This window comes from Alteromonas infernus, from assembly GCF_902705815.1.
In genome coordinates this window covers 42,230-58,978 of sequence record NZ_CACSIG010000066.1, presented here as the reverse complement: position 1 = coordinate 58,978, position 16,749 = coordinate 42,230, and the positions used below count along the sequence as shown (strand labels likewise).

Sequence of the window (16,749 nt, the reverse complement as noted above, 5' to 3'; positions counted from 1 at the left end):
GTGTCAGACGCTGTATATCCTAGAGATTTAGTGGGTTACGGTCAGCACGTACCCCATGCCAAATGGCCAAACAATGCCAAAATTGCCATACAGTTTGTATTGAATTACGAAGAGGGTGGTGAGAATTGTGTTCTTCACGGTGACGAAGCGTCCGAAATCTTTCTATCTGAAATTATAGGTGCACAAGCCTATAAAGACCGCCATCTTAGCATGGAGTCAATCTACGAATATGGCAGTCGAGCAGGGTTCTGGCGTTTACACCGCTTACTGAATAAGCACGAAATCCCCGTTACCGTATTTGGCGTTACAATGGCCATGCAAAGGCACCCTGAGGCGGTAAAAGCAATGATTGATTCTGGTTGGGAAATTGCCAGCCATGCTATGCGATGGGTGCATTACCAAGATATGGATGAAGAGCAAGAGCGCAAGGAAATTGATGAAGCGATTATTCTTCACGAGCAGCTAACCGGGGCTAAACCTGTAGGGTGGTATACGGGAAGAACGAGCCCAAACACCTTAAAACTTATTGCCGAGCGAGACGATATATTATATTGCGCTGATTCCTACGCCGACGATTTGCCCTATTACGATTGTCACTACAGTAGGCCTCTACTCATGGTGCCCTATACGCTAGATACTAACGATATGCGTTTTGCTACGCCGCAGGGGTTTAACAGTGGTGAGCAGTTCTTTACCTATTTAAAAGATGCATTTGATGTATTGTACGAAGAAGGTGAAGAAGCGCCTAAAATGCTTTCTATTGGCCTTCACAATCGCATTATTGGGCGGCCTGCTCGTATGGCGGCGCTACAGCGCTTTATTGAGTACGTAAAGTCACACGATAAGGTATGGCTGGCTACAAGAGAGCAAATTGCCCGCCATTGGCTTGATACTCATCCTAAAGGCGAGGGTGACAAACCGCACTATTAGCGTTTACAGTGCACTAAGAAGATATACATTTCGTAAAGCGAACGATGATAAAGCGTTTTCCGTTCGCTTTTAGCCAAAGGACATTAACGATGAAAGTAAAATTAGCACTAATTGCACTTGGCGCACTCGCGCTTACCGGATGCTCTAAGCTGACCAAAGAAAACTATGACAAGCTAGAAATGGGGATGACTCAGGATGAAGTAGAGTCGATATTAGGCTCTGCTGATAACTGCGGTAAAACCATGGGAACCACGGCGTGTACGTGGGGTAGTGAAGATGAAAAACACGTAAAAGTTGTGTTCATGGGCGATAAGGCGGTTACCTTTACTTATGACGGCCTTAAGTAAAACGGCGCTTTGCTAAAGTTAGGTCAAAAAAGCCTACATTATTTATCTAAAAAAAGGTGGCTAATTTAAATTAGCCACCTTTTTTGTATTTAGTGCTATAGCGTGATTTCTATCGCGTTATAAGCGCACTTAGCAGTTATTTTAGGTCCATCAAGTATCGCAGTAAGAATACAACCGCAAGTGCGTAGGTAAGTGGGGTTACGTCTTTGAACTTTCCTGTACCCACCTTAATGCCCACATAGGTAATAAAACCAAGCGCGATACCTTCGCTGATACTAAAGGTGAGAGGCATTGCAATAAGTGCTACAGAGGCCGTTGCCAGTGCGCCTAGATCATCGAAGTCAACTTGACGAATCGATTCCATCATTAAAATACCCACCATGAGAAGTGCAGGTGTGGTGGCCATGAGAGGGATCACTTTCATCAGCGGCGTCAAAAACAGTGATAATAAGAAGCACACTGACACTACGACCGCGGTAAGGCCTGTTCGGCCACCTGAAGAAACGCCGGTGGCAGACTCTACATAGCTTGTTACTGGCGATGTGCCGACCATTGCGCCGGCAATACTCGCTGACGCATCGGCAGTCATCGCCGCGCCAATTTTAGGGAGTTTACCCTCAGGTGTGAGCAGGTTTGCTTTTCGCGAAACGCCAATGAGTGTGCCGATGGTATCGAACATGTTGACAAACATAAGCGCAAAAATAAGGTCCCATGTCTCAGCAAGGTGGTCGATAGGATACCAAAAGTCCATTGCCATAAAGGTGTTTGATATCGACTCTGGCATGCCTACAACGGCAGATGGCGTGGCTGTAAGTGTGCCATTCTCGGTGGGAACGAATGCGCCGATAAGTGTAAGCGTTACGATAGATATTAAAATGGCGCCAGTTACGCGCTTTACCATAAGTACGATAGTAAAAATGATACCCGCAAGGGCGAGCATAACGGCGGGTTCTGAAAGGTCGCCTAGCTGCACAAATGTGGCGGGGTTATCAACAATAAGCCCTGCGTTTTTAAGACCAATAAAAGCAATGAACAAACCGATGCCGCACTGCACGCCAATTTTAAGCGACGGCGGAATAGATTCGGCTATTTTTGTTCGCACCCCTGTCAATGACAGTATAAGAAAGAGAATACCATTCCAAAAAACGATACCTAATGCTGCTTCCCATGGGATCTCTCGACCAAGGCAAATGGTAAACGTAAAAAAAGCATTTAAACCCATGCCTGGTGCTAACGCGATAGGGTAATTTGTCATCAGTGCCATCATGAGCGTGCCGATACACGCTGCAATTGCTGTCACTGTAATTAAGCCCTCTACGGGCATACCGCTTAACCCCAAGATACCTGGATTGACCACAAGAATGTAAGACATAGCGGCAAACGTAGTTAGCCCCGCGATGATCTCTGTTCTTACTGTTGTTCCGTGTTCCTGCAGCTTAAATAGCCGTTCAATTACGTTATTGGACATCAAGAGTTCTCTGTGTGTGTTTCATTTATAGTTTTGTGCGTTAAAGCAATAAACTGACCAATTAGTCAACTTGTTGGTGTGTTTTGTGCTAACTTAAAATTTTAGTACAATGAAAAAACAAAATTCATTGTATGACTTAACGTCATTAGCCAGGCGACATAAAGCCAGCCAAACGGTTAGTAAACACCATAGTTGATGTTATAAAAACCGCAAACAAAACCTAAATGAGCAATAGAACTCGTTTACAGATAGCATTAAAGATAAACTATAACGCACCAATTAAATGCAATTGCATTGCGATGGTGCAAAAAGTGAGGGGCCATGTCGCTGTCATCCATAATTAACAACATTCCAAAGGCCGAGCTGCATCTGCATATCGAAGGTAGCTTAACGCCTGAACTCATGTGGCGCCTAGCTAAGAAGCACAGTGTAACACTTCCTTATGCCAGCGTGAAAGAGATAGAAGCTGCATATAACTTTGAAGACCTGCAAAGCTTTCTCGATTTATATTACGCTGGTGCTGGCGTGCTTAGGGACGAAGAGGACTTTTTCACACTTATGTGGGAATACCTAAGCCGATGCCATAAAGAAAACATCGTTCATACGGAAATCATGTTCGACCCACAAACACACACCGAGCGTGATATTGGCTTTGACGTTTTTATGCCAGGCTTTCTACGGGCCATGGATAAAGCAAAACAAGAGTACGGCATTAGTAGTTATCTCATCATGTCTTTCTTGCGACACCTTCCTGAAAGCGCAGCTTTTGAAACACTCAGCGAAGCAGAACCGTATTACAAGCACATAACCGCTGTGGGATTAGATAGCTCAGAGCTAGGGCATCCGCCGTCAAAATTTGAACGGGTGTTTAAGAAAGCGAAATCACTGGGCTTTAAAATAGTTGCTCATGCTGGAGAAGAAGGCCCCGCTTCTTACATTTGGGAAGCCATTGAGCTTCTTGATGTTGACCGCATTGACCACGGGGTAAGGTGCCAAGAAGATAAAGCGCTTATGGCACTTTTAAGAGAAAGGCAAATTCCACTGACTGTATGCCCGCTAAGCAACCTTAAACTGTGTGTAATAGACGATATGAAACAGCACAATATCGTTGAACTATTGAACGAAGGGCTATTGGTTACCGTTAATTCAGACGACCCCACATACTTTGGCGGTTTCTTAAACGACAATTTTGTTGCTTTACAAGAGTCTTTAGATATCGACGAAGATACAATTAGAACGTTGGCGGCAAACAGCTTTAAATCCAGCTTTCTACCTGAGGATGTTAAGCGCTCTTTTGTTGAGAAAGTCTTTAACGTGAGAAAAAGTCTTTAACGTGAGAAAAAGTCTTTAACGTGAAAGAAAACCTTTGATGTGAGAGAAAGTCTTTAACAATAGAAAAATCTTTAACGTTAAATGACAAGGGGCATCATACTAAGCCCGCATTACATCAACGGTTTGTTGAATTAAGTCGTCAAGCGCGGCCATGTCGCTTACTACGTTGCTAAGGTCGCCTTGCTTTGCTTTAACTTCAATTTCCGCTGCTTTTTCTCGAATGGCGTCAGCGCCCACATCGCCAGACACGCCTTTCATCGCGTGGCTATTAAAGCGTACGCCTTCGGCGTCTTCCGCCTCTGCGGATGCTTGAAGCGCATTTTGCTTTTGCTCTATTTGTGCTAAAAACATTTCAACAATGCGGTTAAGTAGCCCCTCGTTTCCACCGAGCCTGCTTGTTGCTGCCTCTTTATTCCATAACTTCTCTTTAGAAAGTGCGTGTTGTGCGTTTAACGTATCCATGCCTATCACCAAATCAATTGTTTCGTACCACTTTATAGTAATTGTTGTGCTTTAAAAAACCATTAGTCAATTGCTTTAACTAATATTTTTACATAATGCATAGCTAATATATACTAAAGGCTAATGTTTTTTTTGAGTATCTCAAGCGATACTAAACTCGGTTAATTGTTCCGAAGTTTGGTAATTCTCATGGGAAGTGAGACACAGAAAGTAGTCATCATAGACGATGAGCCTACAACGCTCTTGTTATTAGAAAGTGCAGTAGAATCTCTAGCAAAAACTGTTACAGTCTCTCAAAGCGTACAAGCTTTTGAGTGTGTTAAATTACATCGCCCAGACTTAGTTGTGCTGGATATAAGCATGCCCGAAGTGTCAGGTTTTGAAGTGTGCAAGCAATTAAAGGCGTGTCCTGTTACGGCTTCAATTCCTGTCATCTTCGTTACATCTCACAGTGATATAGAAAACGAGCGCATTGCACTGTCCTAAGGCAGTTTCCACTTAACGTATTAAAAATAGATCGTTCCTTTATAATAGATATGGATACAGAGCAACAGGCGCACGATATTGTTACTGCAATCGTGCACTTAGCGTTAAGCCTCGAATTAAAGATTGTGGCTGAAGGTATAGAGACGCAATCCCACTTTAATGGTTTAAAAGCTCTGGGGTGTCACCTAGGGCAGGGGTATTTTATGTGTCGCCCTATGCCAATGAACGATTTCTTTACAAAGTTTATTGATGATATTGATGTGGCGTGAAAAAGCATTCTTTAGGAGCAAGCCCTAACAGGTAAATTTATGTGCCATATTAACACCGATTAATTCCAAAAATATAGTGTTTTCCAATACACATCTCTCTATAAGATGCTAGACTAGCCTTAATTTATGTGGTTTCAAAAAAGTCCTAGGTAACAAAGGCTATGCCTTATCCCTTCGCGGTAATATATTAAAAAATTAATGAATGGAATGGAAATAAAACCCTACTCAGCGTGCCGGGTACTAATTGTTGACGATGAACCGATGAGTCGGTTGTTGTTGGAGTCAATACTAGAAAGCGTTTTTCACTGCACTGTAGTGGAATCCGGTAAAGACGCTATATCTAACTGCGAGGAGTGTTTGCCTGACTTAGTGTTACTCGACATGAATATGCCAGACATAAGTGGGCTCGAAGTATGTGCAACGCTCAAAGCATCCCCGACGACAAGCCACATACCGGTGATTTTCGTTACCTCAACGATGGACATTGAAAGTGAAAATGCGTGCTGGGAGGTTGGAGCGTCTGACTTCGTTATGAAGCCTGTAAACGCATCTACCTTAACGCACCGAGTCAAAACCCACCTTCAAAATAAGCTTCGTACTGAGTTTTTAGAAATGATGACATTTCATGACCAGTTAACGGGCCTGTACAACCGCATGTATCTGACCAAAGAAATCCCTCTGCTAATAAAACAAGTAGCGCGAGATAAAGAAATGGTTGGCGCGATAATGATTGATATCGACTATTTCAAGCTTTTTAACGACCATTACGGGCATTTAGAAGGCGATAATTGCCTTAAGAAAGTCGCGCAGATTATTGCAGACACCGTTAAACGGCCCAAAGATGCAGTGATCCGTTTTGGCGGTGAAGAATTTTTGGTAATTCTTCCCTACATCGATTATCAGGGAATAAAGCTCGTTGCCAACCAACTCGTGAAAGCGGTGAGGCAAGCAGGTATTGTGCACGAAAAAGGGATTAGCGGCTATGTATCAATTAGCGCTGGATATGCCGTATGGAAGGCAACGGACGTTGTAGACGAAGATTCAGCTTCACTTATCGAAGACGCAGATATTTCCCTTTTTGAGGCCAAAGAGCGAGGACGAAATCAGGCGAAAGGCTAACGTGTATAAAAAATTGCGCCCTTATCGCCCTACAATCTATCCTATTGTTTAATGTCGTAAACGAAATATAAACGCTACTATTTGGCATTATAGAAGAAGTCTAATGTCGCAGTGCTTTGTGCGCTGCAGTGTTTCATAGGTTTTGAGCTTAGGTAGCGAGCCATGGTTTATTTTGACGAGCAGTCGAGTTTAAATATTAAGTTGGAAGCACAGCTAAAAACCTCGTTAACGGGGTTAGTTCAGCGCGGCTGTGATTCGCTTGGTATCTTCCAAGCTATGCTACTGCAAATTGATGATGAGATAGTCAACGTTCTTGTAAAAGCCTCCTCTGCTTATCCCCCAAGCTTCAAATCGATTCCTTCTTTTTCTTCATGTGTTTCTGTAGATAACTGTTTCCCAGCTAACAGCGCAAAAGCATCGTCAGCCTTTAAGCAATGGTTTGCTACATACTTTAATGGCGAAAAGTACATTCGCGGGCGTATTCACAATCTCGACGGAAATCGCGTTTGTCTGGTTTTCATTAATGCCTGTCCGGCACAGTCGATAAACCTTGAAAAAGTGGCGTTACTCGATGACTGGTTAAATGTGATGATTGAGAAGTTTCACGTTGAAAAAGCGGAAACTAACCAGAATACCCTTTACGAGAAGCTACAAAGCGTAGCAAATATTGGCACGTGGGAAGTAGATTTCACAACAAACGTTCTAACTTGGTCATCACAAACTCGTCGCATACATGAAGTGGATGACGATTTTATTCCTTCACTAGAAACCGCAGTGGGTTTTTACAAAGAGGGATTTGACCGAGATGAGATTAGCCGCATTGTTTCTCACACCGTTGAAACGGGTGAACCATGGAGTGCAACCCTCGAACTAGTTTCTGCAAAGGGTAACTCGGTGTGGATCGAAACCCATGGTATGGCAGAAATGAAGCAGGGTAAATGCGTTCGGTTGTTCGGCACTTGTCAAAATGTGAATAAGTCGGTTCAGCTCAGGCTTGAGCTCGAGGCCCGTCGCAAAGAAGCGGAAGCGGCGTCTAAAGAGCGTGGCATGTTGCTTTCGCGAATTAGTCACGAGTTAAAAACCCCGCTAAATGGTATTACGGGAATGCTTCAGGCCATCAAGTTTGAAAATAAAGACAATGTTCGCATAAGAAAAGCAGATATTGCATTGCACAGCGCCGACCGGCTTTTATCGTTAATCAACGATGTGCTTGACTATACGTCAATCATCAACGGAGAATTTTCCCTCAATTACAGCGATTTTTGTGTTCGTTCATTAGCCGAAGATATCGTTGATGAGTTTAAAAGCAAATGTTCAGACAAAGGCGTCAGGCTTTACGCCGTATTGTCCTTTGACGATAACACCTATGTTAATGGTGATGCCGCAAGAATCAGTCAAGTTATTACCAACTTGCTGTCAAATGCCGTCAAACTTACGGCAAAAGGCTACATTTCTATTCAAGTCACCCTAAAGCAGCAGGGAGATATACCTATCTTGCTCGCCTCTGTCGAAGACACAGGTGTGGGCATGAGCGATGACATATTGTCGCGTATATTCAGACCCTTCCAAAACGATACAGACAGTGCATCAGAAGAATTAAATGGTAATGGTTTAGGCCTGTCTATCGTCAACCAGCTGGTAGAAAAAATGGGCGGCGAGTTAGAAGTTCGCTCGAACGTGGGGAAGGGAACATGTTTCGATGTAGCCATTCCTATTGAAATGGCTACATTGGAAGAAACAGCGAACGAGGATGTCGAGGTATCTTCTGAGCTTTTAATTGTGCCAATAAATATACTGGTCGTTGATGACAACGACATAAACCGCCTTGTGCTGGCCTCAATGCTTGAAAGATTTAACTACGTGCCCGATGAGGCAGACAATGGCGAAGTTGCTGTCGAAATGGCCCGGGCGAAAAGATATGACCTTATTTTTATGGACTGTGCGATGCCAGTGCTTGATGGGATGAGCGCAACGAAAATCATTATGCAAGAAGGGCTACTATCAAAATACGGAAGAGTTGTCGCGGTAACCGCTAACACCACAGCCGAAGATAAAATTAGCTGTAGCGAAGCAGGAATGGCTGATTTTCTGTCAAAACCCGTTGTCCAAAGCGACGTGACGGCGCAGGTTAGAACTACATTGAACGCAAAGTCTATCACCGCTTAATGCAAAAATGATTGCCAATAAGCGGCTTTTGCTTTTAGTGTGCCTTAGGAATTGAATGTTGTACTTCATTCCAGTGTTTAACGATGGAATCTGTTACCTGAGAGCCCACGCGATATGCTGCTTCAATAGCTGCATTCATCGCCGCATAGCCATCGCCCGAACTTTCAAGTTTAAGATTATCTGCAGCACTTAAGCTTGGCGGTTGCATCGTAAAATTACTCGCAGTACGTAAAATAAGAAGCGTAATTAGGAAAGTAAAAAGTTTTTATGAAGCAATATGCATGGAAAAAATCCTAAAAGCGAGCCAAGCACCGAAGTGACCTTCAGACAGTGCGCTGGGCTCTCTAGTAAGAGTGAGGAGACAAACTGTAAGTGGTTGTCGCGCTAATGTCTATGCTACAACACGACAACCTTAACAGCATTGGCTACCTAGAAGGTGTAAGTGAATTTCGCGTTGAAGTGACGCGGTAATTCAGGAAGCACAATTTGGCTACCGAACAGGTCAGGGAAGTTAGAACGGAAATAACGCTCATCCGTTAAGTTTTTAACCGTTAGGTTAAACGCCCAGTCTTCTGCCTGATATGACAATCCCGCATTTACAAGCGTGTAAGCAGGTAGAGTAACTGCACCTGAATATCCTGAAGCTACTTCGTCGACATCTACAACACTTACGTTAGCGGCGTAGCCGTTCTGGAAGTCATATGTAGCTGTTAGCGTGTAGATATTTTCAGGAATACCGGCCTTTCGTCCGTCAGAATTCGTTTGGCCTTCACCCACTAGGTTTAAACCTGCAACATTTCCGCCGAACACTAACGAGGGATCATCAAGAGCGACTAAGTCATCTGCACCTAAGAAACCAAACTGGTTACCGTTAGCCAATGCCGTTAAGTTGATAACTTCGATATTGGTGTAGCCTGCAGATACAACAAGATTTTCATTAACCACCCAACGAAGTTCAAATTCAGTCCCTTCGTTATTGGTTGTGTTGTTGGTTACCGTATTCTGTGTATTAAAGTCGGTACGTTCTTGCTCAAAGAATGAAAGAGCGAAATAGAGGGTATCATCAACTAAAGAGCCTTTGACACCGTATTCTAATAACTCTGAGGTGTCGAAAGCGCCACCACCACCAGGTTGGTTGAGTTGACCTACGCCTATCTCAGCACCTTGGCCTGCTACCAGCGTAGCCTGCTCAGCAGCGGTGATGTATGGGATTAAACCAAACTCAAATTCATATGAAATACTCGTGTTCCACGACCAGCCGTCAACGGTTTCTTCCGCGTATACTGGTGTTTCATCCCCGGTGGCGCCAAGCAGCAAATCAGCGCGCGATGTACTTTCAATATCAATGGTGTCGTAGCGCAAACCAAGAACTAAGTTCAAGCCCCAGTCCCATGTTAAATCAGTCATCGCGGCAACGCCCAAATCTAAGTAGTTGCCTACGTCATAGTTGTCGTAGTTTTTGCCTGAGCGGGTAGATAGTAGGCGACGGTCCAGCGCAGAGGATGGCATCGTCAGATCACGGCGATTGAAAAACTCGTAGGTAAAGTCATCACCGTGCTTAAAGTCGGTGTAACGTACTGATGGCGAGAATTGGAACTGTGCGAGTAAGCCGTCGTTTTCATATTCTGTGGCAAAAATAAGCTTGTCTTCTACCACCCAGGTGTCGTGGAACTGCGAGAAACCGTACGCATTTTCGTTAATGTTGTCATATGCATCATAGAATAGCTGGTTGCGAATTTCCCAATTATCCGTGTAGTAAATGGTATCGAAGTACAGCGTAATAGCTTCATTGCTTAGTTGATCATCAGGCGCTACCAGCGTTTGGCTACCACTTAAGGTCGTGGTGCCGGGATTTTCTAATGCCATTAAAGGATCGAAAAAGTCAGCTGTCACTGTGTCTAACGGAACGGCAGGGGTAAAAATAAACGGTGCAACTAAATCTGCGACTTCTGCGTATTCTTCGTGGCTGATTTGGCCATCGCCGTCGGTATCTAGCGGTTGCGCTGTACCTGTAATGTAAGTGCCGTCATCCACTAGTTCTTGCGTTAAACGGTTCCAGCCAGCTACTTGGTTGCCATCGTAGTCATGGTACATACCGCCAAACTCAAAGCGTAAGTTGTCTGTGATATCTACGTTGAAAGAGGCTTGAAGCACGGTTTGATCGGTTTGCGTATTATCGTAATAGCTATCTGAGTTCTCTAGCTCACCGTATATATAATAACCCATCTCTTTACCAGCAACGCTTGCTGGGCCGCCAACTTCGGCGGTTAGAATGCTTTTATCCCATGAACCCGTGGTATAGGAAAGGGCACCGGTAGGGGCATCTAAATATTGCCCACCAGATGCGCGAGCAGATTTGGGGTTGAAGTTTAGGTAGCCGCCAATTTTAGACGGACCATAAATAGGTGATGCCGGGCCTCGAACAATATCAATTCGGCTTGATGCGCCAATAGGAGTAGGGTAGTTGCCTGGGTTATCAAGGCGCTTTACACCGCGAAAGTATGTTTCACCCGGTGTACCACGCACGTCAAGTGAACCGGCTACACCAAAGAATGACTGTGTGAATGTACCAGGCGCGAATGCGACCAATTCATCAATATCAGAAACGTTGAAACGCTCCATTTGCTCTTGAGAAATAGTGGATGCTGAACGCGGTGTTTCCAGAATAGATTTACCAAAGCCGAAAACAGACTCCACGTCTTGGCCTGGTAAGCTGCCTAGCGACCCAGTTACCTGAATCTTCTCGACATCTTTTTCTTTAACCTCTGTCTCTTCTTGCGCAAATGCTTGAGATGACAATGCCACTGCTGTAGTCATCGCAAACGCTTTTGCTAGAGGAGATAATTTGAATGTAGTGTTTTTCATGGTTTCCTCGTTATTTTTAGTTGCCCTTTTTTAGGGCTTTATCAACGCAACATTTCTATTGCGCCTTGCTGTATGCAAGAGGGTTAGCAGGATGAGTGCCAACTACTTAACCAGTTGGTCAACTTTTAACCTGCTCTTAAGCTGCTGAATTATAGGGATAAAAAAATATAATGTTGTTCTTATATTGTTATTTTTATGTAAATAGTTAAGGTTTTTCTAATTTATGCACTTTTACGGTGATTTTTATCGTGTTTTTGCACTATAAAGGGAAAAGGCTGCATCTTGACGATGGTGAGTGCCCAGTATGGCTGTTATCGGTTTAGGAACATCGCGGCCGTTGTTAACCTCAAAGCCCGTATTATCTGCATGGAAAGCGTTCGAGCTTTGTTTGCCTTGGCGTGTCGCCTTCTCGCGCTTGGCATTTTGTAATTGGTTTTCAGATGGCGTTTCATTCTTAGATTTGTGTGACGTTCTACCGGGTAAGGTTAAATCTAGTATGACAGCGGTAAGCCCTGCCGAAGTCACTGGAGAAAGCAAAATATTTTCAAGCCAATTTGGGAGTTCAGCTAGTGCCTGAGGCACCATCATTACACCTATGGCCATGCCCAAAGCGCAGGCCGTTACCAAACTACTGCGTCTATCTAGGGCATAACTTGCAAGTAGCTTCAATCCGCCTACGGCCACCATGGCAAACATAACCAAGGTTGCACCGCCTAATACCGGTTTAGGAATAGCTTGAAGCACGCCGCCTACTACTGGAAAGCAGCCAATAAACACAAATAGCCCAGCGACAAAAAAGCCTACTTTACGGCTCGCGATCCCCGTTAACTGGATCACGCCGTTGTTCTGCCCAAATGTGGTATTGGGAAAAGTGTTGAATATGCCAGCAAGCAATGAATTTACGCCGTCACCCAAAATGCCGCCTTTAATGCGACGTAAATACACAGGCCCGCTAACAGGCTGCTTACAGAAAAGGCTGTTGGCGGTGAGGTCGCCAGCCGTTTCTATGGCGCTGAATAAGTAAATAAGCGCAATAGGCAAAAATAAGTTGATATCAAAGGCAATACCAAAAGTAAATGGCGTGGGAATAGCGACGATAGACAATGAAGATAAACCGCTAAAATCTAGCCCTTTGGTAAAAGCAATATAGGTGGCACCTATTGCCATGCCAATAAAAATGGCGCTTAAGCGAAGCCAATGATTTGATGACGCGTTCAGAAAAACAATGATGAGTAATACACCTAGCCCGACGGTTAAGTTGTCGGTACTGGCAAAATCTGAAGCATTAAAGCCGCCGGCGAGGTCTGTCATGCCCACGTTAATTAAACTGAGGCCTATTGCGGTAATGACGATACCTGTGGTCAGTGGTGTGATAATTCGCTTTAAGCGGTTTACAAACAAGCTAAACACAATTTCAACTGACGCACCTGCCATCGTTAAGCCAAATAGCAGGGCTAGGATATCTTCAGGCGTGCCACCATTTGCTTTCACCTGACTACCGGCCAAAATTAATGCGCTGATAAACGCGAAGCTAGTACCTTGAATAGCAACAAGGCCACTGCCCACAGGCCCAATTCGCTTGGTCTGAATGGCCGTACCCACGCCGCTTACAAACAAAGCCATGCTAATCAAATAGGGAGTATACTCGCTTAACCCTAATGACGATGTGACGATAAGTGTTGGTGTAATTACGCCTACAAAACTGGCTAACAAGTGCTGAAACGCCGCGGTAAGTGATGGGAGAAATGCCGGGCTATCGTGTAAATCGTAAATTAACTCGCTGTTACCAGAAGACATGGTTATTCCTTATTTCACGCAGACAGTAAAAGCACTTGTAGACAAAGCACTTGTTAATAAAGCACTGTAGAAGAAGTGAAGTGCGTTTGTTTTTTTGAAAGACGATACCTCGGCCGTAAGTATCCACGCTTGCTGGCGAAAAACTCGATACGTTTGCGATGCGCTTTGTGAGCCCATACCCCTTTCGAACCAAGCGTTAGCATTTCTATCAACGACACGCGTGGCAACAAGGCTATGCAGGCATGAAAAGCACAGCGTTAAAAAACGTAAGGGTGGTAAAGCAAATAACATGGCCGGATATAGGTAAATAAAGTATATCCATGAACTGCAAGATGTTGACCAACTGGTCTGTTTGTTTTTTGGTTTCTAACTGTTTGTTTTAGCTTGCTTTTTATGTGCTATTTACGTGGGTTGAAATGTTCGGAGTATGTCTAAGCCCCATTTTGGTGCCTAAACAAAAAAATGCGCTAAATTAGCGCATTTATTAACGTGAGTTGAGCATTTATTGCTAAAGCGTAACGCCTTCGTCCAGCGTGACAAAAATCGAGTGGCGCACTTCATTGTACATAGCCCGCGAGCAGTGGCCTTCACCTTCGGTATCTTCTAAAAGTAGGACGTCACCTGCACCAAATACATGTCGCTCACCGTTAGATACGGTAAACTCTGCGCGCCCTTTAATGATAAATAGCAGTTGGCGTGCTGGGGCAGGGTGCCATTTAAAGTCATAGTCGGCAGGCGTTTCTCGGAAGATGATTTTATCCGCGCCAAACTTTTCTGAAAGCATACCAATCGGCCCGCCGTCCTTTAGCGCAATATCCACTTCGCCGAAGTGACTTTTTCCCGCTTCATCGTTGTAAATCCTTGTTATTTTCATTATTCACCCTTCAAAACTATCGTGGTTTTATCTTAAGAAGAAAGAGAGCGGAACGCTCTCGCGATAAAAGGCTTTTGCCTTGAAATACGCTAGCGTTGGCGCACGTTTGTTACACATGCTAAGCGTGTTGTAACTTGCTAATTGTTTTATAAAGCACCGACAAACTCGCCGCGACGTCATCGTGAGTGATAGACTCAGCAGGGTGATGGCTAATACCACCTTTGCAGCGGGTAAATAGCATTGCTACAGGGCAAATATCTGCAATTGCCATAGCATCATGACCTGCACCAGAAGCTAATACCCGTGGCAATATTCCACTTTCTTCAACCCCGCGAATCAAGGCTTGCTTTAAGTGCGGGTCGCAGTGAACCGCGGGAGCGCTATGCGTTTGCTCACGGCTAAGCGTAATTTGTCGTGCTTTTGCAATGTCATCGAATTTTTGCAAAATTTCTGCCAACACAGAATCGCGCAAGTCATTGTCTTCACTTCGAATGTCGAGTGAAAAACGGGTGCGACCCGAAATAACATTGACACCATTAGGGGCATTCTCAATTTTACCAACGGTAGCGACTACGCCAGGGCGCTGAAGGCTGATAGCTTCAACGGCTAACAGCATTTCTGCACTTGCACATAGCGCATCTTTTCGCATAGACATAGGTACCGTACCGGCGTGACCTGCCATTCCTTCAACCGTAAAATTAAAGCGCTTCGCGCCCGCTATTGCACTTACTACACCCACAGGTAAGTTTTCTTGCTCTAAAACGGGGCCTTGTTCAATATGCAGTTCTAAGTAGCCCAAAATATCGGTACGGGAAATAGCGGCGCTGTTAACGGCATCAAAGCTCAGGCCAAAATCCGTCATGGCTTGCTCTAAACTCACGCCGTTTTCATCTTTAAGGAAGCGCCATTGGTCTTGCCACTTACCAGTAAGCGCGCGACTGCCTAAAAGTGTTGTGCCAAACCGCGTGCCTTCCTCATCACAAAAGCCAACGATATCAATGTGAAATGGGAATTTAGTTTGGGTGCCGTCAAACATGGCTACCAGTGAAATAGCTGCAATAACACCCAGCATGCCGTCGTATTTACCACCATTTGGTACGGTATCTAAGTGGCTGCCCAAGATTAATCGCGGCGCGTTGGGCACGCTAGATGTGTAGCGCCCCCAAATATTTCCCACCGCGTCTTTCCAGGTCGTCATGCCTGCTTCAATCATCCAACCGGATGCAAGTTGGTTCGCTAACCTGTGTTGTTCGGTTAAGTAGCGCCTGTCTAAACAGGTGGGATCTTGGCTTAAGGTGCCCAAGGTTTCACACCGTGCCATAACCTGAGTGGCTAATTCAGCGAATTCACGCATTCGCCACTCCTGCCACTTTAGCTTCTGCATACACCGTTAATGCTGCATCTACCCCTTTGCCTGCAGGCGCATTAAACCCTTGCATTCGCAATACGGTTTCCAGAGATTGTAAAGTGTGAAGTACAGCATCTTCACGCGCGTTATAGCCCATGGTGCCAATACGCCATATTTTGCCTTTAAGGGGGCCGAAGCTGGTGCCAATTTCAATATTGAACCGCATAAGCAGCGTTTCCCGAACGGCTTCACCTTCAACGCCCTCTGGAATATGTACTCCCACCACGTTATACATTTTGTGGTTCAAGTCGCCAAAAGGCGCAAGGCCCATGGCTTGAATGCCGGCAAGCATGGCATCGCCAGCCACTTTATGGCGAGCTATAACATTTTGCTGACCTTCTTCTAAATGTAAGCGTGCGCATTCTCTAGCGCAATACAGCATGCTGGCAGCTTCTGTGTGATGGTTTAAACGCTCTTCGCCCCAATAATCCATGATCATAGGTAAATCAAAATAATTCGAGCGAATTTTGGGGCCTCGGGCCGCTTCGTGATGGGCATCGCGAATACCCGCCTCAACGTGATGGCGCGTGCGTACCGTCTTCACGAATTTATCGCTAAGGGTAATAGGCGCACTGCCAGACGGGCCGCCTAAACACTTTTGCAGGCCAACGGAAACTGCGTCTAACTTCCACGCATCAACATCAAGAGGATTACCGCCGATAGATGCGGTGGCATCGCAGTAGAACAATACGTCGTGAGCCTCACATATTGCGCCTATGTCTTTGAGCGGTTGAAGCATGGTGGTCGACGTATCGCCCTGCACAATAGCCAGTAACTTCGGTTTTACTTCTTTAATTGCCGCTTCAATTTGCGCTGGTGAAAAGACTTCACCCCAAGGTACTTCGATAGTGTGTACCTCGGCATCGGCGCGTTCGGCAATTTCAGCAAGCAAATGCCCAAAACGACCAAAAATAGGAACAAGTACTTTATCGCCTGGCTCTATGGCCGAGACGAGTACGGCTTCAATGCCAGCCCGCGAAGTGCCGTCAACCAAAAACGTCTGTTGGTTTTGGGTGTTAAAAACATCCCGGTAAAGCTGCATTACCTCATTCATGTAACCAGTCATTACCGGGTCGTACTGGCCTACTAGCTGCGTAGACATGGCGCTTAAAACGCGCGGATAGCAGTTGATAGGGCCAGGGCCCATTAGCAAACGCGGCGGTGGAGAGAGTGGTGCCAAAGCCCCGTTAGAATTTGCGTTAGACATTTCGTGAGACATGAGGGCA

At 45.0% G+C, this 16,749-nt stretch carries 15 protein-coding genes; 7 read left to right on the top strand and 8 right to left on the bottom strand.

Annotation, left to right across the window (positions count from 1 at the left end; translation table 11 throughout):
* Together puuE and ACX5J7_RS16275 are read left to right on the top strand one after the other, a co-directional pair.
* Complete coding sequence (gene puuE, locus ACX5J7_RS16280) at positions 1-930, top strand: allantoinase PuuE (protein ID WP_333970037.1); 930 nt, start codon at positions 1-3, stop codon at positions 928-930.
* A 44-nt stretch (positions 931-974) separates the two neighbouring features.
* Positions 975-1,277, top strand: a complete 303-nt coding sequence (locus tag ACX5J7_RS16275; RefSeq protein ID WP_498707534.1) for a DUF3862 domain-containing protein — start codon at positions 975-977, stop codon at positions 1,275-1,277.
* Positions 1,278-1,413: 136 nt separating this feature from the next.
* Here ACX5J7_RS16275 and ACX5J7_RS16270 read toward each other — a convergent pair whose 3' ends face one another.
* Entirely contained in the window at positions 1,414-2,745 is a 1,332-nt protein-coding gene (locus tag ACX5J7_RS16270; protein ID WP_474115435.1) for an NCS2 family permease, read from the bottom strand.
* 321 nt (positions 2,746-3,066) lie between these two features.
* On the opposite strand from ACX5J7_RS16270, the gene ACX5J7_RS16265 reads away from it, so the two are divergent.
* Positions 3,067-4,077, top strand: coding sequence for an adenosine deaminase (locus ACX5J7_RS16265; RefSeq protein ID WP_498707533.1), 1,011 nt, complete (start codon positions 3,067-3,069; stop codon positions 4,075-4,077).
* Positions 4,078-4,176: 99 nt separating this feature from the next.
* On the opposite strand, the gene ACX5J7_RS16260 is transcribed toward ACX5J7_RS16265, so the two are convergent.
* Positions 4,177-4,539, bottom strand: a complete 363-nt coding sequence (locus tag ACX5J7_RS16260; protein WP_474115434.1) for an Hpt domain-containing protein — start codon at positions 4,537-4,539, stop codon at positions 4,177-4,179.
* A gap of 189 nt (positions 4,540-4,728) precedes the next feature.
* On the opposite strand from ACX5J7_RS16260, the gene ACX5J7_RS16255 reads away from it, so the two are divergent.
* From ACX5J7_RS16255 to ACX5J7_RS16240, 4 genes are all read left to right on the top strand, one after another.
* The gene (locus tag ACX5J7_RS16255) at positions 4,729-5,025 is read left to right on the top strand and encodes a response regulator (protein WP_474115433.1); all 297 of its coding nucleotides are present in this window, start codon (positions 4,729-4,731) and stop codon (positions 5,023-5,025) included.
* 26 nt (positions 5,026-5,051) lie between these two features.
* On the top strand, positions 5,052-5,294 hold the full coding sequence (locus ACX5J7_RS16250) for an EAL domain-containing protein (RefSeq protein WP_498707552.1): 243 nt from the start codon (positions 5,052-5,054) through the stop codon (positions 5,292-5,294).
* A 207-nt stretch (positions 5,295-5,501) separates the two neighbouring features.
* Positions 5,502-6,413, top strand: a complete 912-nt coding sequence (locus tag ACX5J7_RS16245) for a diguanylate cyclase (RefSeq protein WP_498707532.1) — start codon at positions 5,502-5,504, stop codon at positions 6,411-6,413.
* A gap of 162 nt (positions 6,414-6,575) precedes the next feature.
* Positions 6,576-8,579, top strand: a complete 2,004-nt coding sequence (locus ACX5J7_RS16240) for an ATP-binding protein (protein ID WP_498707531.1) — start codon at positions 6,576-6,578, stop codon at positions 8,577-8,579.
* 34 nt (positions 8,580-8,613) lie between these two features.
* Here the strand turns inward: ACX5J7_RS16240 and ACX5J7_RS16235 are convergent, their stop codons facing one another.
* The 6 genes from ACX5J7_RS16235 to ACX5J7_RS16210 form a co-directional block, all read right to left on the bottom strand.
* Positions 8,614-8,814, bottom strand: a complete 201-nt coding sequence (locus tag ACX5J7_RS16235) for a hypothetical protein (protein ID WP_278383182.1) — start codon at positions 8,812-8,814, stop codon at positions 8,614-8,616.
* Positions 8,815-9,008: 194 nt separating this feature from the next.
* Positions 9,009-11,444 (bottom strand): TonB-dependent siderophore receptor, encoded by a 2,436-nt coding sequence (locus tag ACX5J7_RS16230; RefSeq protein ID WP_498707530.1) that lies wholly within the window; start codon positions 11,442-11,444, stop codon positions 9,009-9,011.
* 243 nt (positions 11,445-11,687) lie between these two features.
* Complete coding sequence (locus ACX5J7_RS16225; protein ID WP_020745736.1) at positions 11,688-13,241, bottom strand: uracil-xanthine permease family protein; 1,554 nt, start codon at positions 13,239-13,241, stop codon at positions 11,688-11,690.
* A 508-nt stretch (positions 13,242-13,749) separates the two neighbouring features.
* The gene (locus ACX5J7_RS16220; RefSeq protein ID WP_015066872.1) at positions 13,750-14,115 is read right to left on the bottom strand and encodes an AraC family ligand binding domain-containing protein; all 366 of its coding nucleotides are present in this window, start codon (positions 14,113-14,115) and stop codon (positions 13,750-13,752) included.
* A gap of 118 nt (positions 14,116-14,233) precedes the next feature.
* Positions 14,234-15,469, bottom strand: coding sequence for an allantoate amidohydrolase (locus ACX5J7_RS16215; RefSeq protein WP_498707528.1), 1,236 nt, complete (start codon positions 15,467-15,469; stop codon positions 14,234-14,236).
* Positions 15,462-16,742, bottom strand: a complete 1,281-nt coding sequence (locus ACX5J7_RS16210) for a pyridoxal-phosphate-dependent aminotransferase family protein (protein WP_498707526.1) — start codon at positions 16,740-16,742, stop codon at positions 15,462-15,464. Before ACX5J7_RS16210 ends, ACX5J7_RS16215 begins: the two co-directional genes overlap by 8 nt.
* Positions 16,743-16,749 lie beyond the last annotated feature (7 nt).